This window comes from Rhizobium sp. BK538, from assembly GCF_014197575.1.
Taxonomy (GTDB): domain Bacteria; phylum Pseudomonadota; class Alphaproteobacteria; order Rhizobiales; family Rhizobiaceae; genus Rhizobium.
Map to the genome: position 1 here is coordinate 92,050 of NZ_JACIFT010000021.1, position 22,176 is coordinate 114,225.

Below are 22,176 nucleotides of genomic sequence, written 5' to 3' on the forward strand. Positions count from 1 at the left end.
ATGCATTTGCCTCATTGTTTTAAGAGGTGGAGTGCGAACAACCCTGTTGGTGAGGATGGCACGTTGTCGTCCCTAAGGGATTTCAGGAGACGGAATTCGTTATGATGTTCAAGGCTGAAAACAAAACGCGGGCAGCCCTGTCCGTTCTGGCAGTGATGCTTGGTGCTGCAGCAGCTCCCGTATCGTCCTTCGCGCAGGATGCAGCGGCCTCCGCCGACGCTCCCGCCACGGCTGCCGGCGCCCCGCGTCTCGGCTGGTACAAGACCTGCAGCAAGCAAGAAGACAACGACGTCTGTGTCGTCCAGAACGTCGTTCTCGCAGGCGGTGGCCAGCTCGTTACGGGCGTCGGCCTCATCAGCGTCTCCGGCAAGATTAACAACAAGAGCCTTCAGGTTTCGGTGCCGCCGGCCCGTCTGATCCCGCCAGGCGTCGCGATGCAGATCGACGGCGGCAAGGCCCAGAAGATCGATTACCTGATGTGCATGCCTGACCGTTGCGTCGCCCAGATCCCGCTGACCGACGCCATGGTCGCTAGCCTGAAGAAGGGCACCGATCTAGTGCTGACCTCGATCAACTTCCGCCGCGCGCCGAATCCGATCAAGATTTCGCTCGAAGGCTTCACCGGCGCATTCGATGGCGAAGCGGTATCCGCTTCCAAGCTCGCCGAAAGCCAGAAGAGCCTGCAGGACAGCATGCAGAAGAAGGCTGACGAAGCGCGCAAGAAGCTTGAGGAAGCCCAGAAGGCTGCCAAGGCTCAGTAATTCTGAGCCGTATGACCTTACGAAAACCCGGCGTTGGCCGGGTTTTTTTGTTGCATGATCCAGGCAAAGAAAAACCCCGCGTTGAGCGGGGTTTTGAAAGATAGCACAGGACGTTAGTGGGCGAAGTTCATCTTGGGTTTGAACTGCCCCGTCGGTGCCATATCGAAAATCTGATAGACCTGTTCATTGCGGAGCGGCACGCCGCTCTCGTCGTTCACCAGGTTCTGCTCGGATACGTAGGCAACGTATTCGTTTTCATCATTCTCGGCTAGCAGATGGTAGAAGGGCTGATCCTTGCTGGGGCGCACCTCGGCGGGAATGGAATTCCACCATTCTTCCGTATTCGCGAATTCCGGATCGACATCGAAGATCACGCCGCGAAACGGAAATACCTTGTGCCGAACCACTTCACCGATACTAAACTTAGCTACTCTTTCTTTCATGGTACGACTTCCTTTCATCACCTGATTTGGTGATTGGCCTCACTCAAATCAAGATTTGTGCGAGATCTCGTCACATGAGTGTCACATCCACCTCTTGGCAGCCATGACATCGACAGACGAAGCCCCGAGCGAGCCGGGGCTTCGCTTCTTGATGATCAAGCCGAGTAGTACATGTCGTACTCGACCGGATGCGGCGTCATCTCGAAGCGCATCACTTCGGCCATCTTCAGCTCGATGAAGGAATCGATCTGGTCATCATCGAAAACACCACCGGCCGTCAGGAACTTGCGGTCTTTGTCGAGACTTTCCAGCGCTTCGCGCAGCGAGCCGCAGACCGTCGGGATCTTCTTCAGCTCCTTCGGCGGCAGGTCGTAAAGGTCCTTGTCCATGGCCTTGCCCGGATGGATCTTGTTCTTGATGCCATCGAGGCCGGCCATCAACATCGCAGCGAAGGCGAGGTAGGGGTTAGCCATCGGATCCGGGAAGCGCACTTCGACGCGCTTTGCCTTCGGGTTGGTGCCGAACGGAATGCGGCACGAAGCAGAACGATTGCGGGCCGAGTAGGCCAGCAGAACCGGTGCTTCGTAGCCCGGGACGAGACGTTTGTAGGAGTTCGTCGACGGATTGGTGAAAGCGTTGATTGCCTTGGCGTGCTTGATGATGCCCCCGATGTAGTAGAGGCAGGTTTCGGACAGGCCTGCGTATTCGTCGCCCGCAAAGGTCGGCTTGCCGCCCTTCCAGATCGACTGATGCACGTGCATGCCCGATCCGTTGTCGCCGAAGATCGGCTTCGGCATGAAGGTCGCCGTCTTGCCATAGGCGTTGGCGACCTGGTGCACGACGTACTTGTAGATCTGCATCTTATCGGCATTGCGGACGAGCGTGTCGAACTTGATGCCGAGTTCGTGCTGGGCAGCCGCCACTTCATGGTGATGCTTTTCGACGACGACGCCCATTTCCGACAAAACCGTCAGCATTTCCGAACGCATGTCCTGGCAGCTGTCGATCGGCGGAACCGGGAAGTAGCCGCCCTTGACACGCGGACGGTGACCAAGGTTGCCGGTCTCATATTCGGTGTCGTCGTTAGACGGCAGCTCCGTGGAGTCGAGCTTGAAGCCGGTATTGTAGGGATCAGCTTTGTAGCGAACGTCGTCGAAAACGAAGAATTCTGCTTCCGGACCAACGAAGACAGTGTCGCCGATGCCGGATGCTTTCAGGTAAGCCTCAGCCTTCTTGGCAGTGCCGCGCGGATCGCGGTTATAGGCTTCGCCAGAAACCGGGTCGAGAATATCGCAAAGAATGACCATGGTGGACTGCGCGAAGAACGGGTCCATATGAACCGTTTCCGGGTCCGGCATCAGCACCATGTCGGATTCGTTAATGGCCTTCCAGCCAGCGATCGAGGAGCCGTCGAACATGACGCCATCAGCGAACATGTCCTCGTCGACACAGACGACGTCCATCGTCACATGCTGCAGCTTGCCCTTTGGATCGGTGAAGCGCAGGTCCACGAACTTGACGTCGTTTTCCTTGATTTGCTTAAGAATTTCGCTTGCGGTCGCCATTAAATAGTTCCTTTATTTGAGATGACGATGGTTCGCCGGAAGGCGATAAAAGTTAGATAGCGTCGATACCGGTTTCGCCGGTACGGATGCGGATAACCTCCTCGACATTGGACACGAAAATCTTGCCGTCGCCAATGCGGCCGGTTTGGGCGGCCTTGCGGATCGCGTCGATGACGGCTTCCGCGTTTTCGTCCGCGAGAACGACTTCCACTTTCACCTTCGGTAGGAAATCGACCACATATTCCGCGCCACGGTAGAGTTCCGTATGGCCCTTCTGGCGACCGAAGCCCTTCGCTTCCGTAACTGTAATACCCTGCAGGCCAACTTCCTGAAGGGCTTCCTTCACTTCGTCGAGCTTGAAGGGCTTAATGATCGCTTCGATCTTTTTCATGAGAAAATGACTCTCCGCTTCTCCCGTTAAAAGCAGGCTCAAGCCTACTTTGCGTCATGATGCAGTTATCGTGCCAGTTGGGAAGCCGATTTTTCGAAAAACACCGCCAACCGTGCGAAAAAGTGCGCAACATCAGCGGTTTTCGCGTTTTTTTGGATAGAAACTTTCGAAAATCGACGCACTGAAGGCAAATCCTGGCCAATTTCTGGAATATTTGCCCACACTAATAATTCCCGACAAAGTACTGAGCCAGCCTTTCGTTTGTGCAATTGCATATTTTTTGATCTGCGCAGAGATCAGTCGACCGGTTGTTATTTAGGCGATTTCTGTTTGAATGCGGTGATGACCGAAAGAATCTCCTTGTTGCTCCTTACCCCGGAAGACATGACAGCTGTTGACGCGGCGGCAGCCGCGTCCGGTATCAACAGCTATTCCCTTATGGAACGGGCGGGGGCCGCCGTAGCAGCGATTTTGCTGCGCGATTTTCCGACGGCCCTTCGCGCGGCCGTGCTTTGTGGACCTGGCAATAACGGGGGCGACGGCTATGTTGCAGCTCGTCGGCTGGCTGAGAGCGGTGTCGCTGTCGACGTATTCCAATTGGGCAAACCGGAAAGGCTCAAGGGAGATGCCGCCCGCGCGAGGGACAGTCTGGCGCCGACCCGCGCACAGCCGCTTGAGACGTATCAGCCGCGCAACGGCGATGTGGTTATCGATGCCCTGTTCGGGGCCGGCCTTGCCCGCGATGTTCCGGAGAACGTCTTCGAAGTGATTGGACGGGTGAAGGAGGCGCGGGTGCCGGTGATTGCCGTCGACTTGCCATCCGGCGTCGACGGTCGCACCGGAGCCATCCGAGGAGCGGCCTTTGTGGCGGCTCGGACTGCGACCTTCATGACGCGGAAACCCGGTCATCTCTTGATGCCGGGGCGAGAGCTCTGCGGCGAACTGGAGGTCTTCGATATCGGCATACCCGCCCGCATCGTCCGCGCTGAGAAGAAGCAACAGATCGCCGAGAACAGGCCAGAACGATGGCGACATCTGCTGCCATCGAGCGGACTGGAAACACACAAATACAAGCGTGGCCACCTTGTCGTCTTCTCCGGTGAAGCGAGCAGGACCGGCGCTGCGCGGATGTCGGCGATGGCGGGGTTGAAGGCCGGCGCAGGGCTTGTGACAATCGCCGCGCCAGAAGGCGCATTGGGCGCCAATGCGGCGCACCTTACGGCGATCATGCTGCATGCGATCGACGATGAGGCGGCGCTCCGCGATTGGCTCCGCGACGAACGGCTACAGACATTCGTTCTTGGCCCCGGTTTTGGCGTCGGTGACAAGGCACGCCGGTTCGTGGCAGCGCTTTCCAAGCGGCATCTGGTGCTTGACGCCGACGGGCTTTCTTCGTTCAAGGATGCCCCGGACGAGCTGTTTTCAAGGTTCTACGGCAAGCCGCGGCTGGTGCTTACGCCACACGAAGGCGAGTTCGGCCGACTGTTTCCCGATATCGCCGCCGATGCGGCCATGGGGAAGGTCGAAAAGGCGCAGGCTGCAGCGGCGCGAGCGAACGCCGCAATCGTCTACAAAGGCTCCGATACCGTCATCGCATCGCCTGACGGTAGAGCTTATATCAACGTGAACGCCCCGGTTTGGCTCGCGACAGCCGGCTCCGGGGACGTCCTTGCCGGGATCATCGGAGCACTGATGGCCCAAGGCTTTCCCGCTTTCGAAGCGGCGGCTGCCGGAGTCTACATGCACGGAGAGGCTGGCGTGCGGGCCGGCAAAGGGCTGACCGCGGAAGAACTGGCAACGCATGTTCTTCCACTCTAGAAACGGCGCTATTGTGCCGTCGCTTCCTGTAGGGCCATAGCCCCGAACGGCGCATTGACCTTGCCTTCGTGGATCATGAAGGCGAAAACGTCCCGCGGCTGCGCCGCGACCTTGCGGCTGCCATCGATCAGCGGCAGATCGTCTGGAAACTTGCCCTCCGCCCATGTCTCGAGGCGCTTGGCCCAGGCCTTTAGATCGCTTGACGAATAGCATGTCCTGATGTCGTCCGAGCCCTTCTGGAGGCGGGCATAAACGAAGTCAGCCGTCACATCCGCGATCATCGGGTAATCGAAATGCTCGGCGCAAACAGGCGCGACTCCATACTTCGCAAGCAGCGCAACGAATTCCGGCACCTTGAACGAGTCGTGACGCACCTCGACGACATGCTTCAGAGACAAGCCATCCTGCTTGCTAGGCAGCAACTTCAGAAAGCCTTCAAAGTCCTCCGGATCGAACTTCTTCGTCGGCGCGAACTGCCAGAGGATTGGCCCCAGGTGAGGGCCGAGCTCAGTTAGACCCTGGGTCAGAAAGCGCTCCATCGACTCGCCGGCTTCCGTCAGCACGCGGCGATTGGTGACAAAGCGACTGGCCTTAAGCGAAAATATGAACTCGTCAGGTACATCCGCGGCCCACTTGGCGAAGGTCTCCGGCTTCTGCGAGCTGTAGTAGGTGCCGTTGATCTCAATGACTTTCAGCTTGCGGCTTGCATAATGCAGTTCGTCTTTCTGCTTCAGGTCCCCGGGGTAGAAATGATCCCGCCATGCCTCGAAGGTCCAGCCGCCGATGCCGACGCGAATATTGCCGGATTTCGTCATTTCTTCCTCCTCTGATTACATCTGTACGCTGACTTGCTTTGCCATATCGACGATCACCCATCCTGGCCAATGCGGATGCTCCCGGCGACCCGTTTCCTGAAAGCCAAACGCGCGGTAGATCGCAATATTCCGTTCCATGCGCGCATTTGTGTAGAGACGAATTCCGGAAGCCCCATTCCCGCGCCGTCTCTTCCGCCCATCGCAGAATGGCAACACCGTGGCCGGCACCCTGGAATCTCGGGGCGACGGCAATGCTGAAGAGCATCATATGCTCTGGGTGCCGCTCGACGACGGCTAACCCTGCAAGCTCGCCCTGCACTTCCCGCAACCAGACCTCACCGCGACCAATGCGCGGTCCGTAATTCTCGCTGACCGGGATCGGTGGACGCCCGAGGAGACGCGTGTACGGAGCATAGGCTTCGGCGGTCAGCGCTCCGACCGCCTGCAGATCATCGAGCGACGCCGCTCTCAGCATCACTCGGCTGCCACTACAGCTTTTCGAGCAGGGCGCCGCTCAAGCAACTCCTTCAGAAAGTGTCCGGTATAGGATCGCTCCTCCTTGACGATCGCTTCCGGCGTGCCGACGGCAACGATCTCGCCGCCGCCATCACCGCCTTCCGGACCGAAATCAAGAATCCAGTCCGCGGTCTTGATGACCTCGAGATTGTGCTCGATAACGACGACCGAATTGCCCTGATTGACCAGCTCCTGCAGCATTTCCAAAAGCTTGGCGACGTCGTGGAAATGAAGACCGGTCGTCGGTTCGTCCAGGATATAGAGCGTGCGGCCTGTCGACCTCTTCGACAGCTCCTTTGCCAGCTTGACGCGCTGCGCCTCGCCACCCGACAGCGTGTTCGCTTGCTGTCCGACCTTGATGTAACCGAGGCCGACATCCTTCAACGCTTGCAGCTTGTCCCGCACGGCGGGGACGGCGGCGAAGAAATCGACACCTTCTTCTACCGTCATATCGAGCACGTCAGCAATCGACTTGTGCTTGAACGTAACGTCAAGCGTCTCCCTGTTGTAGCGCTTGCCGTGGCAGACATCGCAGGTGACGTAGACGTCAGGCAGGAAATGCATCTCGATCTTGATGACGCCGTCACCCTGGCAGGCTTCGCATCGACCGCCCTTGACGTTGAACGAGAAACGCCCGGGCTGATAGCCTCGCGCCTTCGCTTCCGGAAGGCCGGCAAACCAGTCGCGGATCGGGGTGAACGCGCCCGTATAGGTCGCCGGGTTGGAGCGCGGCGTGCGGCCGATCGGCGACTGATCGATATCGATAACCTTGTCGATATGCTCGAAACCGTCGATGCGATCATGATCGGCCGGAATTTCGCGGGCGCCCATGACGCGACGCGCAGCCGATTTATACAGCGTCTCGATCAGGAACGTCGACTTTCCGCCCCCGGATACGCCGGTGACCGCCGTAAACACCCCGAGCGGGATGGAGGCGGTGACATTCTTCAGATTGTTGCCGCGGGCACCGACGACCTTGATCTCCTTGCCCTTCTTGGGCTTGCGTCGCTCGTCGGGAACCGGAACGCCCAGTTCGCCGGACAGATATTTCCCGGTCAGCGACTTCGGGTTTGCCATGATCTCCTGCGGTGTGCCGTGGGCAATCACCTGGCCACCATGGATGCCGGCCGCCGGACCGATGTCGACGACGTCGTCGGCGGTCAAGATCGCGTCCTCGTCATGCTCGACCACGATCACGGTATTGCCGATATCGCGAAGGTGCTTCAGCGTATCGAGCAACCGGGCGTTATCGCGCTGATGCAGGCCGATCGAAGGTTCGTCGAGGACATACAATACACCGGTCAGGCCGGAACCAATCTGTGACGCCAACCGGATACGCTGACTTTCACCGCCCGACAGGGTGCCGGAGTTTCGCGACAGGCTTAGGTAATCCAGGCCGACGTCATTGAGGAAGCGCAGGCGGTCGCGGATCTCCTTGAGTATCCGGACCGCGATCTCGTTCTGCTTGGCGCTCAGCGACTGCGGCAGGACCTCGAACCAGTCACGGGCGACGCGGATCGACATATCGGTCACCTGGCCGATATGCAGCGTATTGATCTTGACGGCAAGCGCCTCGGGCTTCAGGCGGAAACCGCCGCAAGACGGGCAGGGCGCGGCCGACATGAAGCGCTCGATTTCCTCGCGCGCCCAGGCGGAATCCGTCTCTTTCCAGCGACGCTCGAGATTAGTGATGATGCCTTCGAAGTTCTTGTGCGTGGTATAGGACCGTGCACCATCGGCATAATGGAATTCGATCTTCTCGTCGGTGCCATTCAAGATGACGTCCTTGGCCTTATCGGACAGATCGTTCCAACGGGCGCCGAGCTTGAAGCCGTAATGCTTGCCGAGGGCTTCGAGCGTCTGATTGTAATAGGGCGAGGTCGACTTCGCCCATGGCGCAATGGCGCCGTCGCGCAGCGTGCGCTCGGGTTCGGGCACGATCAGGTTGGCGTCGATCTTCTGCTGGGCGCCAAGGCCGTCGCAGGTCGGGCAGGCACCGGCTGGATTGTTGAACGAAAAAAGCCGCGGCTCGATCTCAGGAATGGTGAAGCCCGACACCGGGCAGGCGAACTTTTCCGAAAAGAGAACGCGTTCATGCGTTTCGTTGAGCGACTTGTTGGCAGAGCCGCCGGCGGCGGTTTCTTCCGGCGGCAGCGGCTTGTCGGCGAATTCCGCGACAGCCAAGCCGTCGGCAAGCTTCAGCGAAGTCTCGAAGCTGTCGGCAAGTCGCGAAGCCATATCCGGTCGCACGACAATGCGGTCGACCACGACGTCGATGTCATGCTTGTACTTCTTGTCGAGAGCCGGCACGTCCGCGATCTCGTAGAACTGACCGTCGACCTTGACGCGCTGGAAGCCCTTCTTCATCAGGTCCGCGAGTTCTTTCTTGTATTCGCCCTTACGCCCGCGCACGAGCGGCGCGAGAATGTAAAGACGCGTGCCTTCTCCGAACTCCAGCACGCGATCGACCATCTGGCTGACCGTCTGACTCTCGATCGGCAGCCCGGTCGCAGGCGAATAAGGCACACCGACGCGGGCAAAGAGCAGACGCATATAGTCGTAGATTTCGGTCACCGTGCCGACCGTCGAGCGTGGATTGCGCGAGGTCGTCTTCTGCTCGATCGAAATCGCTGGCGACAAGCCGTCGATCTGATCGACGTCGGGCTTCTGCATCATTTCAAGGAACTGGCGCGCATAGGCCGAAAGGCTTTCGACATAGCGCCGCTGCCCTTCGGCATAGATCGTGTCAAAGGCAAGCGACGATTTTCCGGACCCCGAAAGGCCGGTCATGACGATAAGCCTGTTTCGCGGCAGATCGAGATCGATGCCCTTCAAATTGTGCTCACGCGCGCCGCGGATGGAAATCGTCTTCAGTTCGCTCATCGTCTTCTGCTTCTGTGCTGGAACAAGCCCCTTATTTAGTGATGCCGGCTGGCGAGTCGAGGCTGAATGTCCGTCCCCTGCAAGGTTTTCGATTCGGTTGACAGGATCATAGGGATAAATTAGAACAAATAAAGAACAAAATTCCTTGTGGATGAACTGGTGATGGACGCCCATCGCCGGTGCTCTATGGTTTAAGGTGCACCGATTGTTTCAAGCGCCGCCGGGCAGGGCGGCAGGTAAGGTGAAAGTATGGCTGGCAGCGTAAACAAGGTAATTCTGATCGGAAACGTGGGCGCCGACCCCGAAATCCGGCGGACCCAGGATGGCCGGCCGATCGCCAACCTTCGCATCGCAACGTCCGAGACCTGGCGTGACCGCAACTCCGGCGAACGCCGCGAGAAGACGGAATGGCATACGGTCGTGGTCTTCAATGAGGGCCTCTGCAAGGTCGTCGAGCAGTATGTGAAGAAGGGTGCTAAGCTCTACATCGAGGGCGCGCTGCAGACCCGCAAGTGGCAGGATCAAAACGGCCAGGACCGCTATTCGACGGAAGTCGTTCTGCAGGGCTTTAACTCGACGCTGACGATGCTCGACGGTCGCGGCGAGGGCGGGGGCGCAAGCTCCGGCTTTGGCGGTGGTCGTGGCAGCAATGCCGGCGGTGATTTCGGCGGCGGCGATGACTACGGTGCGCCCTCGCAATCGACTGGTCGCAGCAGCGGCGGTAGCGGTGGAAACTTCTCGCGCGATCTCGATGACGATATCCCGTTCTGATCGCAGCGCAACTTTGGTGACATCAGCTCGACGGCGCGCTGCAAAGTGCGCCGTCTTTGTTTGATCTCAGAGCCGGGGGCGCACAGGTCTTTCCGCCGCGTCAGCCTTAAGAGGCCCAGATGCGCCTCCGCTCGCAGAAATTGTCATTGCTGTCTGACGGTGTAATAGGCGGGCACGAACGCAATGTCCGCGCGCAACGTGGCGTCTCGCTGCTGCAACAAAGTGATCCATTTTCTGCGCCTTAGCCGAATTGGCTAACAAACCGTAGGCATTGTAAGAGATTCTAATCAAAGTAGCAGTGTCTCCCTCTCCGAAAGGATAGGTGCGGCAGGGTTTCCAAATTGACGGGCTAGCACGATATTTCGTGTCATGAGAGAAATAGGTTCCCAATTTGGGTTGCTCACGACCAGCGCAGCACGGCGAATGGTCAGCGAGGATTTATTGGAACTCGGTTTGGATCTCGACCGCCTAAGTGAAGATCATTTGCGGAGGCTCTGGGCCGAATTCAAATCGATCCGGGCGCAAGAGACGCATATGAGGTCGATCGCGATCCGGATCTTCGTCTGGTATATCGTTGAAAGCAAGTTGTTCAGCTCGTCCGCGATGCGCAGATCCGGTGCTGTCGGCAGATCAATTGCAACCATGCGGGCATGGACAGCCAGCGATCCGGCTCTAGAGCCAGTTGTCGTCCGGGAAGCCGAGGCAATAAAGCTCTTCCTCTACCAGATATTTGAGAACGCCGCGGCGCCCCGAGGAACGATCTTGGAAGCGCAAACGCGGTTGCTGCAAGCATAGAACGCAGGTACGAAGGGACGCTGCACTCGCATTTGCCGCAAGAGAAACCCTAGCTCAATCTAGCCAGCCGGCATCGTCCCCAGCGTTGACTTCAAGCCATCGACCACGAACTGCGTGGCAAGCGCAGCCAGGATGACGCCGAGAAGGCGGGTCAGAATTGCGCGCCCCGTAACGCCGAGGAAGCGATCGAGCCGGTCGGCAATCAGCAGCGCCAGAAACAGCAGCAGCAAACTTGATGCAATGACGATGATCAATTGCGCACGCTCGAGTGAACCCTGCATCGACCCAGCAATCAGAATCGTTGCCGAAATGGCGCCAGGACCGGCGATCAGGGGAAGCGCCAACGGAAAGACCGAAATATTGTGGATGTGATCGACGGTGATCGCCTGCGTGCTGGTCTTCTCCTTACGGTCCTGCCGCTTCTCGAACACCATTTCAAAAGCGATCCAGAACAAGAGGAGACCACCGGCGATACGGAAGGCTCCGATCGAGATGCCGAGCACGCCCAGCACACTGGCCCCGAACAGGGCGAAGACGGCAAGAATGACAAAGGCGATGATCGTGCCGCGCATCGCCACCTGCTTTCGCTGACTGCGGCTCATGCCGGTGGTGAGCCCGAGAAAGATCGGCGCAAGGCCGGGCGGATCGATCGTGACAAGCAGCGTCGTGAAAGCGTTGATCAGTTGGTCGGCGCTTGCCATTGTCTCTCCATGAGCCCATATGAACGCTTGGTTTTGGGCAATTGTGATGCTGAGAAATCAATTTGGCAAATGGCGCTCTCTGGATGGCGTAAATTGTTGCCGTTGAGGCCAAAATTGCCCTCATAAGACCGCAAAAGACTGTTCAAAACCCTTGCCAAAATTGGCGCAGGAACAGCCTTTCCGCTATAAATCTTCAAGTGATTCTAGAAGAGATCGTGATCCGTTTTGACTGAGCAAACACCCCCCGGCGGCGGGAAGCTCCCGCCAGGCATCGAGCCCATCTCCATCATGGAGGAAATGCAGCGGTCGTACCTCGACTACGCGATGAGCGTTATCGTGAGCCGCGCCCTGCCTGATGTGCGCGACGGCCTGAAGCCCGTGCACCGGCGCATCCTCTACGGCATGTCCGAACTCGGCATCGATTGGAACAAGAAATACGTAAAATGCGCCCGTGTTACCGGGGATGTGATGGGTAAATACCATCCGCACGGCAACGCGGCGATCTACGACGCGCTGGCGCGTATGGCGCAGGACTGGTCGCTTCGACTGCCGCTGATCGACGGCCAGGGCAACTTCGGCTCTGTCGACGGCGATCCGCCGGCGGCCGAACGCTACACCGAGTGCCGCCTGCAGAAGGCCGCGCATTCGTTGCTCGACGATCTCGACAAGGAAACGGTCGACTTCCGTGACAACTATGACGGCACGCTCTCCGAGCCTGTCGTCGTTCCCGCCAAGTTCCCGAACCTGTTGGTCAACGGAGCAGGTGGCATTGCCGTCGGCATGGCGACCAACATCCCGCCGCACAATCTTTCCGAAGTCATCGACGGCTGCATCGCGTTGATCGACAATCCGGCGATCGAACTGCCCGAGATCATGCAGATCATTCCGGGTCCTGACTTCCCGACCGGCGCCAAGATCCTCGGTCGTGCCGGCATTCGCTCGGCCTACGAGACAGGCCGCGGTTCGGTGATCATGCGCGGTGTCGCCGCCATCGAGCCGATGCGCGGCGATCGCGAACAGATCATCATCACCGAGATCCCCTATCAGGTGAACAAGTCGACGATGATCGAGAAGATGGCCGAACTGGTGCGCGACAAGCGTATCGAAGGCATCTCCGACCTGCGCGATGAATCTGACCGCCAGGGCTATCGCGTCGTCGTCGAACTGAAGCGCGATGCCAATGCGGACGTCATCCTGAACCAGCTCTACCGCTATACACCGCTGCAGACCTCCTTCGGCTGCAACATTGTGGCGCTGAACGGCGGCAAGCCGGAACAGCTGACGCTGCTTGACATGCTCCGTGCCTTCGTCTCGTTCCGCGAGGAAGTTGTTAGCCGGAGAACGAAATTTCTACTGCGCAAGGCCCGCGAACGAGCCCACGTCTTGGTGGGTCTGGCGATTGCCGTTGCCAACATCGACGAAGTGATCCGCGTGATCCGGCAGGCGCCGGATCCGCAGTCTGCCCGCGAAGAGCTGATGACACGCCGCTGGCCGGCATCCGATGTCGAAAGCCTGATCCGCCTGATCGATGACCCGCGGCACCGCATCAACGAGGACCTGACGTATAACCTCTCGGAAGAGCAGGCGCGCGCCATCCTCGAGCTGCGTTTGGCCCGTCTGACGGCTCTCGGCCGCGACGAAATCGGCGATGAACTCAACAAGATCGGCGAAGAGATCAAGGATTACCTGGAAATTCTGTCGTCGCGAATCCGCATCCAGACGATCGTTAAGGACGAGCTCGCAGCCGTTCGCGACGAATTCGGCACGCCGCGTCGCACCGAGATCATGGACGGCGGCCTTGAGATGGATGATGAGGATCTCATCGCCCGCGAAGACATGGTCGTGACCGTCTCGCATCTCGGCTACATCAAGCGCGTGCCGCTGACGACCTATCGTGCCCAGCGCCGTGGCGGCAAGGGCCGTTCCGGCATGACCACGCGCGACGAGGATTTTGTTAGCCAGCTATTCGTTCTCAACACACATACGCCGGTTCTGTTTTTCTCCTCACGCGGTATCGTCTACAAGGAGAAGGTCTATCGCCTGCCGATCGGCACGCCGACCGCACGTGGTAAGGCGCTCATCAACATGCTGCCGCTGGAGCCTGGCGAACGCATCACGACGATCCTGCCGTTGCCGGAGGACGAGGAGAGCTGGGACAAGCTCGACGTCATGTTCTCGACGACACGCGGGACTGTTCGCCGCAACAAGCTTTCCGACTTCGTCCAGGTCAACCGCAATGGCAAGATCGCGATGAAGCTCGAGGAAGAGGGCGACGAAATCCTCTCCGTCGAGACCTGCACCGAGCATGACGATGTGCTTCTGACGACCGCACTCGGCCAGTGCATCCGCTTCCCCGTTGATGATGTCCGCGTCTTCGCTGGCCGCAACTCGATCGGCGTTCGCGGCATCAACCTCGGCGATGGCGACCGCATCATCTCGATGACGATTGTCGGACACGTGGATGCCGAACCCTGGGAGCGCGCAGCCTATCTGAAGCGAGCCGCAAGCGAGCGGCGCCTGACGACGGGTGACGCTGAGGAAATCTCGCTGGTCGGCGAGGAGGTGACCGAGGAAGGTCAATTGAGCGACGATCGCTACGAGGAACTGAAGGCACGCGAGCAATACGTGCTGACGGTTTCCGAAAAGGGCTTCGGCAAGCGCTCCTCTTCCTACGACTTCCGGATTTCCGGCCGCGGCGGCAAGGGCATTCGCGCCACCGACACGTCCAAGACGGCCGAGATCGGCGAGCTTGTGGCTGCCTTCCCGGTCAACGACGGCGACCAGATCATGCTGGTATCGGACGGCGGCCAGCTGATCCGTGTTCCCGTGGGCGGCATCCGCGTCGCGAGCCGCGCAACGAAGGGCGTCACCATCTTCTCAACTGCCAAGGATGAGAAGGTCGTATCGGTGGAGCGCATCAGCGAGCCTGAGGAAGAGGCAGAAGACGTTGCCGAGATTGGTGACGACATTGCCCCGACCCCGGAAAGCGCACCTGACACGGAAGCTTGATGTGTTGCTATTCTGAGCTTGAAAACCGGGCAGTTCCGCTGCCCGGTTTTCTTTTTGTCGGAAACCAAGAGGCGCTGCCTCAACCATCTCGAATAGTAGCGCTGGAGTCGAATGGAGAGCAGATTGATCCGAATCCTCGGTATTGATGACGTTGCCATTTTCCAGCGTATTCGCCTGGAAGCGCTGCGGCTCGAGCCCGCTGCCTTTGCCAGCAGCGCCGAGGACTGGGAGGCGCTCACAGATGAAGAATGGCGCAAACGGCTGATCGACGGGCCGGTATTCGTGGCCTTCAGGCATGATGATCCTGTTGGCATTATGGGTCTAAGCCGACAACGTGCCAGTAAAATGGCGCACCGCGCAACGTTGATAATGGTCTATGTGCGTCGTTGTGAAAGGGGTGGCGGCTGCGCCAAGTCACTTCTGGATGCGACGGTGGGCTATGCGCGAGGGAACGGTATCCGACAGCTGCAGCTCGCGGTCAGCGCTGAGAATATGGCTGCCATACGGTTTTATGAACGCGAAGGCTTCCATGAGACCGGGCGTATTCCCGGCGGTTTTTATGCATGACAACAGAGAGATCGACGACGTCATAATGGTGCGGCGCATCGAAGATTAGAAAGTCTCGCGTAAACATCGTCGAACAGGGATCGCTGGCACCATCCTTGGGCAGGAAAAAGGCCGGACGAACTCAATTCATCCGGCCTTCAGTGGCTGAAATTTTCGATCCCAGAATGGCGACAGCGGTTAGAACCAGCTGTGCTTTCCATCAACCTTCTTTACCTCTTTGCTTTCATGGCGAAGGGCTGAAATGGTGGAAGCCACGGACACGACAAACATGATACTGATAAGAGCAGTAAGCACAGTCAATATCGTGAACATGAGCAATCCTCCTGGGTTTTGCGTTCACGTTCCTTAGTACTGGCTTGCTATCGTCGCGCGTGCCGACGCATAGGGACCATACACCTTGGACGCATCCACTTTGTGATCGTAGAGCGCGACTGTCGCTGCAAGCATACCGGTCATCATTACCATCCAGACAGCATTAATCATGGTAATCTTGTTGGGCATATTTTCTTCCTTGTGCGGCGTATCGCGTTACGCTTCGGTTGAGTGAACGCATGCGTGCGAAAATGGTTCCAGGGGTATTGACCGGTCGTTTACCAAGGCCGATCTGAAGCGACTTTGAATGCCTCGTTCATCTGACGTTCAGAAATCTTTAATCGGTTTAAACGCCACGTTTCCAGTCGCACGCACGATTGTGTAGTGTTCCCGCACGCTTGGCCGAACCCAACCTGCATCCTGAAGATCTTGCACGTAGCCGTAGAAAACTTCGGCAAGCAGCGAGACGATGACAGCGAAAACAACGAGGATGATCAGCATGAGCGTTTCCGGGAGGGACCGATGCCGGAATGACATCGGGGTTGACGCTCTTCGTTATAGTGAGCTCACCTGAAGCCGCCTTGAATGCCGCGTTCATCAGCTGTTCAGTGATCGGCAATGACTTGCGGGCAGCCTTCATCCATGACAAAAGGCGTCGAAACAAACGGCTAGGCCAATGACGAAAGCTTTTTATCCGGGGTCCTTCGATCCGATCACCAACGGACATCTGGATGTGCTTATCCAGGCGCTGAGCGTTGCATCCAAGGTTATCGTTGCGATCGGCATACATCCGGGCAAGACGCCGCTCTTTTCCTTTGACGAGAAGGCAGATCTGATCCGCCGGTCGCTTGCGGAAGCGCTGCCTGAAAAGGTGGGCGATATCTCCGTCGTTGCCTTTGACAATCTCGTCGTCGACGCGGCGCGGTTTCACGGAGCGACACTGCTCATCCGCGGCCTGCGGGACGGCACAGATCTCGACTATGAAATGCAGATGGCCGGCATGAACCGGCAGATGGCGCCTGATATCCAGACCATCTTCCTGCCGGCTGGAACGGCCTCCCGGCCCATAACTGCCACATTGGTCCGGCAAATCGCGGCCATGGGAGGCGATGTCAGCGCCTTTGTGCCGGCTGCCGTCTTGAAAGCACTTCAATCCAAGCGCAAATCCTAGGCGACATTTTTCGCCGCAACGGAGCTAACATGAAACTCTTCTATCTCGCATTTGCAGGCGTGCTTTATCTTGCCTCGTTCGCCGGCGACGCATTCGCGCAGTCCGGCGATACGCTGACGATCCAGCTGAAGGACGGCCCTGTCGTGATCCAGCTTATGCCCGACGTCGCGCCGAAGCATGTTGCCCAGATCGAGGCACTTGCCAAGAAGGGCGCGTATGACAATGTTGCCTTCCATCGCGTCATCGAAGGCTTCATGGCTCAGACCGGCGACGTGAAGTTTGGCAACATGGAAAAGGGCTTCGACGCAAGCCTCGCCGGCACCGGCGGGTCCGATATGCCTGACCTGCCGGCCGAATTCTCGAAGACGCCTTTCGTTCGCGGTACGGTCGGCATGGCCCGTTCGCAGGATCCGAACTCGGCAAACTCGCAGTTCTTCATCATGTTTGCTGACGGTTCTTTCCTCAACGGCCAATACACGGTCGTCGGCAAGGTCGTCTCCGGTATGGAGAATGTCGACAAGATCAAGCGTGGCGAAGGCCAGAATGGCGAAGTCAGCAACCCCGACCGGATGATCAAGGTCACCGTCGGCAAGAAGTAAGTTTCAAGACAAGTAGGAGAAGAAGAATGGCCGAGATCAAGGATCCCGAAAACACCATCATCCTGGAAACCACCAAGGGCAACGTTGTCATCCAGCTGCTGCCGGAAGTGGCGCCCGAACACGTCGCCCGCGTCAAGGAGCTCGCTCGCGAGAAGGCCTATGACGGCGTTGTCTTCCATCGCGTCATCAACGACTTCATGGCGCAGACCGGCGACGTGAAGTTCGGCAAGAAGGGCGGCGAAAGCTTCAACCCCAGCCGCGCCGGCATGGGCGGTTCGGAAAAGCCCGACCTCAAGGCGGAATTCTCGGCTGTCAGCCATGTTCGCGGAACGTGCTCGATGGCCCGTTCGCAGAACCCGAACTCCGCAAACTCGCAGTTCTTCATCTGCTTCACGGACGCTCCGTGGCTGAACAAGCAGTACTCCGTCTGGGGCCAGGTCATCGAAGGCATGGACAACGTCGACAAGATCAAGAAGGGCGAGCCTGTTGTCGATCCGGACTCGATCGTCTCGATGCGGGTTGCTGCCGACGTCTGATTGTGATTTCTGCTGAAACCCGCCCTTGCGCGAAAGCGTGGGGCGGGTTTCGCTTTGCCCGGATTTGAGTGATGCGCGTAGACCTCTTTGATTTCGACCTGCCGGATGAACGGATTGCCCTGCGGCCTGCCGAGCCGCGCGACAGCGCGCGCCTGCTTGTCGTCGATCCGGCCGGCGAGGTACAGCTATCCGACCATCGGGTCGGCGATCTGCCAGATTTCCTGAGGGCAGGGGATGCGCTCGTCTTCAACGACACCAAGGTGATCCCAGCGCAGCTCGAGGGCATCCGTCACCGCGAAGGCACCGGCGGTCAGCAGGTTTCGGCGACGCTGCATATGCGCATCGGCGCCAGCCGTTGGAAGGCCTTTGCCAAGCCCGGCAAGCGCATCAAGATCCGCGATCGCATTTCCTTCGGCCATGACGGAAACAGCTGCCTGCTCGGCAAGCTTGAATGCACTGTCGAGGAAAAGGGCGAGGGGGGCGAAGTCACGCTTGCCTTCGATCTTTCCGGACCGATGCTCGACGAGGCCATCCATTCAGTCGGGCATATTCCGCTGCCACCCTACATCGCCGCCAAACGCGCCGAGGATGAGCGCGACCGCGCCGACTATCAAACGATCTATGCCCGCGAGGAGGGCGCCGTCGCCGCTCCGACCGCCGGGCTTCACTTCACGCCTGCGCTTTTCGAAGCCATCGACAAGGCGGGTGTTGAGCGGCATTTCGTGACGCTGCATGTCGGTGCCGGTACCTTCCTGCCCGTGAAGGCGGACGATACTGCCGATCACAAGATGCACCTCGAAAGCGGCTATGTCAGCGCCAAGACGGCGGCGAGCCTCAACGCCGTCAAGGCGAGGGGCGGGCGCATCGTCTGCGTCGGCACAACATCGCTGCGGCTGATCGAAAGTGCTGCACAGGAGAACGGCGAGATCCGTGCCTGGGCGGGCGCCACGGGCATCTTCATCACGCCAGGCTACCGCTTCAAGGCGGTTGACATGCTGATGACGAACTTCCACTTGCCTCGCTCGACGCTATTCATGCTCGTTTCGGCCTTTGCGGGTTTCGAGACGATGCAAGCAGCCTACCAGCACGCGATTTCGACGGGCTACCGCTTCTATTCATATGGCGATTCCAGCCTTCTTTTCCGGAAAGACTAAATGACCGAGAACTTTCAGTTCACCCTCAAGAAGACCGACGCCGGTGCTCGCCTGGGCGAAGTCTCGATGCCGCGCGGTACAATCCGCACGCCGGCCTTCATGCCCGTCGGGACCGTCGGCACCGTCAAGGCGATGTATCTCGATCAGGTTCGCGAAACGGGCGCCGACATCATTCTCGGTAACACCTATCATCTCATGCTGCGCCCGACGGCCGAACGCGTTGCCCGCCTCGGCGGCCTGCACAAGCTGATCCGCTGGGAGCATCCGCTCCTCACCGATTCCGGTGGGTTCCAGGTGATGTCCCTCTCGGGCCTGCGCAAGCTCGACGAGCAAGGCGTGACCTTCAAGTCGCACGTCGACGGCAGCCTGCATCACATGTCGCCGGAGCGCTCGATCGAGATCCAGGGACTGCTTGATTCAGACATTCAGATGCAGCTCGACGAATGCGTGGCGCTGCCGGCGGAACCGCGCGAAATCGAGCGTGCAATGGAGCTGTCGCTACGCTGGGCCGAACGATGCAAGGTCGCCTTCGGCAATCAGCCGGGCAAGGCAATGTTCGGCATCGTGCAGGGCGGGGATGTACCCTCGCTGCGTATCCGGTCGGCGGCAGCGCTGACCGATCTCGCTCTCAAGGGCTATGCGGTCGGCGGTCTTGCTGTGGGCGAACCGCAGGGCGTCATGCTGAAGATGCTCGAAGAAACGCTGCCGGTCCTCCCCACGGAGAAGCCGCGCTACCTCATGGGCGTCGGCACGCCTGACGATATCCTGAAATCGGTCGCGCGCGGCATCGACATGTTCGACTGCGTGATGCCGACCCGCTCCGGCCGGCACGGGCTTGCCTTCACCCGCCGAGGCAAGGTCAATATCCGCAATGCCCGTCATGCCGAGGACATGCGCCCGCTCGACGAACAGTCGAACTGCCCGGCCTCGCGCGACTACTCACGCGCCTATCTGCATCACCTCGTGCGCGCCAATGAGGCGCTCGGCGGCATGCTGCTCTCCTGGCATAATCTCGCCTATTATCAGGAACTCATGCAGGGCATCCGCAAGGCGATCGCCGAGGGACGCTTCGCCGATTTCATGGCCGAGACCATGGAGGAATGGGCGAGGGGCGATATCGATCCGGTCTGAGCAGCCTTACGCCGTGGCAAACTGGTCGTAGGCGCGCAGCGCGTCGGCGGCATACATCAGCGCCGGGCCACCGCCCATATAAACGCTCATCGCCATGACCTCGGCGACCTCCTCACGGGTCGCGCCGAGCTCCTTCAGCGCCTTGGCGTGAAAGCCGATGCAGCCGTCGCAGCGCTGGGTGACACCGATCGCCAGCGCGATCAGTTCCTTCGTCTTCTTGTCGAGGGCCCCGTCGGCGCTCGCTCCCTTGGCCAATGCGTAGAATCCCTGCATCGCCTCCGGCGCCAATTTTCTGAGTTCGCCGGTATAAGTGGAGATGTCGCGGGTGATCTGCTTGTAATCCTTGCTCATCGCTTCGATCCATATTCTTGCGCTTTTTATTTCGTAAAAATGTGATATCAATAAAAAATGAAATGTAAAGAGGTGCCGATGACGGACTTCATGATGGAGATGAAAGGCAATGCCGAGGGGGCCGCGGAGTTCCTGAGCGGGCTTGCGAGCCCACACAGGCTGCTGATCCTCTGCCTGCTCGCCGCCGGCGAAAAGAGCGTCGGTGCGCTGGTCGGGGAAACCGGCATCGGCCAGACCTCGATGTCCCAGCACCTCGCGAAACTGAAGAAGGAAGGTCTCGTCGATTTCCGGCGTGACCACCGCACGCTCTATTATTTTATCAGCGATCCGGCGGCACTGGAGATCATGGAAGTTCTCTACAACCGCTTCTGCAGGAAGGATTAGATCATGAAGCAGGAAATGAAGACGGTGGCGCCTCGCAACGCGAGGGAAGCGAGGCGGTTCTAATCGACGTCCGCGAGCCTGAGGAGTTCCGCAGCGAGCATATTGCCTCGGCCCTTTCCCTGCCTCTGTCCGAGGTCAGAAACCTGACCCGGGTCCTTTCCGTCCCGGCCGGATGCAAGGTCGTATTCCAGTGCCTGAAGGGCGGCCGCGGTCAGCAGGCCTGCGAGCGATTGGCAGCCGAGGGGGGAAGCCGGTATCAGGTCTTTAATCTCGAGAGTGGCATCGCTGCCTGGAAGGCGGAAGGCCTACCGGTGGTTGGCGTCACTGCTCCGCGCCTGACGATCTTCCGTCAAGTGCAGATCGCCGTCGGGTTCCTCGTGCTGCTGTCGGTCCTTGCCGGCTTTTTCCTCACCCCGGCCGGCTTCGTCGTCGCCGGATTGTTCGGCGCGGCGCTTGCCTTCGCCGGCATATCCGGCTGGTGCGGCATGGCGATCCTGCTCAACCGCATGCCATGGAACCGGTCGGCGGCCTGATCTCTTGCTTTACGCAATTCCAGACGGAAAATCGCGACGCGCTTTCCCGGCATTACTCTAGATGCCTTTGCTTTCCGTATTTGGTACGATCTGCACACCATTGATCTTGTAGCTTCCGTCAGACTGACGCGCCACCTGATAGACGGCTGTCCAATCCTTGCCGTCACGGCCTGATATCAGCACTTCGTGATAGATCATGGCGCCATTATCGATCGAGCGGCTGCGTCCGAAGGCATAGTTTCCCGGGTGGTAGACCGGCTCGTAGCTTTTCTTGACCATGGCGAAGAAGACGTTCTTGTCAGGATAGATCGCCTTGATCCCGGGCGCAGCAAAGGAATAGGCGGTATCAACATCCTCGTTCAGGAACGCTTTGATCTGCGCCTCGATCATCGTGCGCGTCGTGTCGATCGGATCTTCGGCGCGGGTGGTCGCAAGCAAAACAAAAGACGCGGCACACAGAATGAAAACTGCGAGAAAGGCGCGCATGGCAACGGCTCCGGCTGTCCTAGGGAATTGTAGGGCAGTCCACGCACAAAGAAAGGGCACAGATCAGTGGGCGCGTACGATGAGCTTGCGCAGCCGTCGTCGACGCGCCTTGCTCATGTCGTTGGCGATACCGCTGTAATAGCCGCTGTATTCCGGAAACTCGTGATCGTGGAACGCATTGCGTTTAAGCTCGCGATAGATCGTCGAGCGATGACGGCCGAGCTGGCGGGCAATCTCCGAGACGGAAACCTTGCGTTCTCACGTGAAAAAGACGTCTGCGATCAGGCAAGGTGAGCTGCGAATATCAAAGCGACATGCATATATCTCCAAGGCGAAGCCATTGTTTTAATAAGCATGTCGCACTTGGAAATAGAATGTACCCCGCTACACCATGTGTGGCAGCAAGGTTGGAATGTCCGTTTCTGTGCAAAGTTAAAGTGTCACTTTGGGCACGTCTTCAGCCAGTTAGAAATGCCGACATGTC

The 22,176-nt window shown here is 58.8% G+C and carries 22 protein-coding genes and 3 pseudogenes; 13 read left to right on the plus strand and 12 right to left on the minus strand.

Going from position 1 to position 22,176, the window contains the following annotated elements; genetic code table 11:
• Nucleotides 1-101: 101 nt before the first annotated feature.
• On the plus strand, nucleotides 102-761 hold the full coding sequence (locus FHX09_RS23310) for an invasion associated locus B family protein (protein ID WP_007793597.1): 660 nt from the start codon (nucleotides 102-104) through the stop codon (nucleotides 759-761).
• A gap of 113 nt (nucleotides 762-874) precedes the next feature.
• Here the strand turns inward: FHX09_RS23310 and hspQ are convergent, their stop codons facing one another.
• The 3 genes from hspQ to FHX09_RS23325 form a co-directional block, all read right to left on the minus strand.
• The gene (gene hspQ, locus FHX09_RS23315; RefSeq protein WP_007793594.1) at nucleotides 875-1,204 is read right to left on the minus strand and encodes a heat shock protein HspQ; all 330 of its coding nucleotides are present in this window, start codon (nucleotides 1,202-1,204) and stop codon (nucleotides 875-877) included.
• Between the two features lie 155 nt (nucleotides 1,205-1,359).
• Nucleotides 1,360-2,769, minus strand: a complete 1,410-nt coding sequence (gene glnA / locus FHX09_RS23320) for a type I glutamate--ammonia ligase (protein WP_007793591.1) — start codon at nucleotides 2,767-2,769, stop codon at nucleotides 1,360-1,362.
• Between the two features lie 52 nt (nucleotides 2,770-2,821).
• Nucleotides 2,822-3,160 (minus strand): P-II family nitrogen regulator, encoded by a 339-nt coding sequence (locus FHX09_RS23325; protein ID WP_003539626.1) that lies wholly within the window; start codon nucleotides 3,158-3,160, stop codon nucleotides 2,822-2,824.
• 342 nt (nucleotides 3,161-3,502) lie between these two features.
• Between FHX09_RS23325 and FHX09_RS23330 the strand changes: the two genes are divergently transcribed.
• Complete coding sequence (locus FHX09_RS23330; RefSeq protein WP_183721826.1) at nucleotides 3,503-4,978, plus strand: NAD(P)H-hydrate dehydratase; 1,476 nt, start codon at nucleotides 3,503-3,505, stop codon at nucleotides 4,976-4,978.
• A gap of 8 nt (nucleotides 4,979-4,986) precedes the next feature.
• On the opposite strand, the gene FHX09_RS23335 is transcribed toward FHX09_RS23330, so the two are convergent.
• The 3 genes and pseudogenes from FHX09_RS23335 to uvrA all read right to left on the minus strand — a co-directional run bounded on the left by FHX09_RS23335 (nucleotide 4,987) and on the right by uvrA (nucleotide 9,192).
• The gene (locus tag FHX09_RS23335) at nucleotides 4,987-5,793 is read right to left on the minus strand and encodes a DUF72 domain-containing protein (RefSeq protein WP_007793587.1); all 807 of its coding nucleotides are present in this window, start codon (nucleotides 5,791-5,793) and stop codon (nucleotides 4,987-4,989) included.
• Nucleotides 5,794-5,808: 15 nt separating this feature from the next.
• Nucleotides 5,809-6,271, minus strand: a pseudogene (locus FHX09_RS23340) (GNAT family N-acetyltransferase).
• On the minus strand, nucleotides 6,268-9,192 hold the full coding sequence (uvrA, locus tag FHX09_RS23345) for an excinuclease ABC subunit UvrA (RefSeq protein WP_132591080.1): 2,925 nt from the start codon (nucleotides 9,190-9,192) through the stop codon (nucleotides 6,268-6,270). Before uvrA ends, FHX09_RS23340 begins: the two are co-directional and overlap by 4 nt.
• Nucleotides 9,193-9,441: 249 nt before the next feature.
• Here uvrA and FHX09_RS23350 point away from each other — a divergent pair, with 249 nt between their 5' ends.
• Complete coding sequence (locus FHX09_RS23350; RefSeq protein ID WP_007793578.1) at nucleotides 9,442-9,963, plus strand: single-stranded DNA-binding protein; 522 nt, start codon at nucleotides 9,442-9,444, stop codon at nucleotides 9,961-9,963.
• A gap of 423 nt (nucleotides 9,964-10,386) precedes the next feature.
• The gene (locus tag FHX09_RS23355) at nucleotides 10,387-10,758 is read left to right on the plus strand and encodes a hypothetical protein (RefSeq protein WP_183721829.1); all 372 of its coding nucleotides are present in this window, start codon (nucleotides 10,387-10,389) and stop codon (nucleotides 10,756-10,758) included.
• Between the two features lie 59 nt (nucleotides 10,759-10,817).
• Here the strand turns inward: FHX09_RS23355 and FHX09_RS23360 are convergent, their stop codons facing one another.
• A complete protein-coding gene (locus FHX09_RS23360; RefSeq protein WP_007793571.1) occupies nucleotides 10,818-11,459 on the minus strand; it encodes a MarC family protein in 642 nt (213 codons plus the stop codon).
• A 225-nt stretch (nucleotides 11,460-11,684) separates the two neighbouring features.
• Between FHX09_RS23360 and gyrA the strand changes: the two genes are divergently transcribed.
• Nucleotides 11,685-14,468 carry a DNA gyrase subunit A gene (gene gyrA / locus FHX09_RS23365; protein WP_132591076.1) on the plus strand — a complete coding sequence of 928 codons (2,784 nt, stop codon included), beginning with the start codon at nucleotides 11,685-11,687 and terminating at the stop codon, nucleotides 14,466-14,468.
• 111 nt (nucleotides 14,469-14,579) lie between these two features.
• Nucleotides 14,580-15,084 (plus strand): annotated as a pseudogene (locus tag FHX09_RS23370) (GNAT family N-acetyltransferase).
• A gap of 296 nt (nucleotides 15,085-15,380) precedes the next feature.
• On the opposite strand, the gene FHX09_RS23375 reads toward FHX09_RS23370, so the two are convergent.
• Entirely contained in the window at nucleotides 15,381-15,536 is a 156-nt protein-coding gene (locus FHX09_RS23375) for a hypothetical protein (RefSeq protein WP_184450730.1), read from the minus strand.
• 138 nt (nucleotides 15,537-15,674) lie between these two features.
• Entirely contained in the window at nucleotides 15,675-15,848 is a 174-nt protein-coding gene (locus FHX09_RS23380; protein WP_246699501.1) for a hypothetical protein, read from the minus strand.
• A 175-nt stretch (nucleotides 15,849-16,023) separates the two neighbouring features.
• On the opposite strand from FHX09_RS23380, the gene coaD reads away from it, so the two are divergent.
• The 5 genes from coaD to tgt all read left to right on the plus strand — a co-directional run bounded on the left by coaD (nucleotide 16,024) and on the right by tgt (nucleotide 19,938).
• The gene (gene coaD / locus FHX09_RS23385; RefSeq protein WP_007793558.1) at nucleotides 16,024-16,518 is read left to right on the plus strand and encodes a pantetheine-phosphate adenylyltransferase; all 495 of its coding nucleotides are present in this window, start codon (nucleotides 16,024-16,026) and stop codon (nucleotides 16,516-16,518) included.
• A gap of 29 nt (nucleotides 16,519-16,547) precedes the next feature.
• Nucleotides 16,548-17,117 (plus strand): peptidylprolyl isomerase, encoded by a 570-nt coding sequence (locus FHX09_RS23390; protein ID WP_007793556.1) that lies wholly within the window; start codon nucleotides 16,548-16,550, stop codon nucleotides 17,115-17,117.
• Nucleotides 17,118-17,143: 26 nt separating this feature from the next.
• On the plus strand, nucleotides 17,144-17,653 hold the full coding sequence (locus tag FHX09_RS23395) for a peptidylprolyl isomerase (protein ID WP_132591070.1): 510 nt from the start codon (nucleotides 17,144-17,146) through the stop codon (nucleotides 17,651-17,653).
• Between the two features lie 71 nt (nucleotides 17,654-17,724).
• Nucleotides 17,725-18,807, plus strand: a complete 1,083-nt coding sequence (gene queA, locus FHX09_RS23400) for a tRNA preQ1(34) S-adenosylmethionine ribosyltransferase-isomerase QueA (protein WP_132591068.1) — start codon at nucleotides 17,725-17,727, stop codon at nucleotides 18,805-18,807.
• The gene (tgt, locus tag FHX09_RS23405) at nucleotides 18,808-19,938 is read left to right on the plus strand and encodes a tRNA guanosine(34) transglycosylase Tgt (protein WP_132591066.1); all 1,131 of its coding nucleotides are present in this window, start codon (nucleotides 18,808-18,810) and stop codon (nucleotides 19,936-19,938) included.
• Nucleotides 19,939-19,944: 6 nt separating this feature from the next.
• Here tgt and FHX09_RS23410 read toward each other — a convergent pair whose 3' ends face one another.
• Nucleotides 19,945-20,289, minus strand: coding sequence for a carboxymuconolactone decarboxylase family protein (locus tag FHX09_RS23410; protein ID WP_132591064.1), 345 nt, complete (start codon nucleotides 20,287-20,289; stop codon nucleotides 19,945-19,947).
• Nucleotides 20,290-20,367: 78 nt separating this feature from the next.
• On the opposite strand from FHX09_RS23410, the gene FHX09_RS23415 reads away from it, so the two are divergent.
• Nucleotides 20,368-20,673 (plus strand): metalloregulator ArsR/SmtB family transcription factor, encoded by a 306-nt coding sequence (locus FHX09_RS23415; protein ID WP_007793543.1) that lies wholly within the window; start codon nucleotides 20,368-20,370, stop codon nucleotides 20,671-20,673.
• A gap of 101 nt (nucleotides 20,674-20,774) precedes the next feature.
• Nucleotides 20,775-21,206, plus strand: a complete 432-nt coding sequence (locus tag FHX09_RS23420) for a rhodanese-like domain-containing protein (RefSeq protein ID WP_348649194.1) — start codon at nucleotides 20,775-20,777, stop codon at nucleotides 21,204-21,206.
• Nucleotides 21,207-21,263: 57 nt separating this feature from the next.
• Here FHX09_RS23420 and FHX09_RS23425 read toward each other — a convergent pair whose 3' ends face one another.
• Nucleotides 21,264-21,692, minus strand: coding sequence for a DUF4864 domain-containing protein (locus FHX09_RS23425; RefSeq protein ID WP_007793537.1), 429 nt, complete (start codon nucleotides 21,690-21,692; stop codon nucleotides 21,264-21,266).
• A gap of 81 nt (nucleotides 21,693-21,773) precedes the next feature.
• Nucleotides 21,774-21,981: pseudogene (locus tag FHX09_RS23430) on the minus strand (helix-turn-helix domain-containing protein); the annotation flags it as partial.
• Between the last annotated feature and the right edge of the window lie 195 nt (nucleotides 21,982-22,176).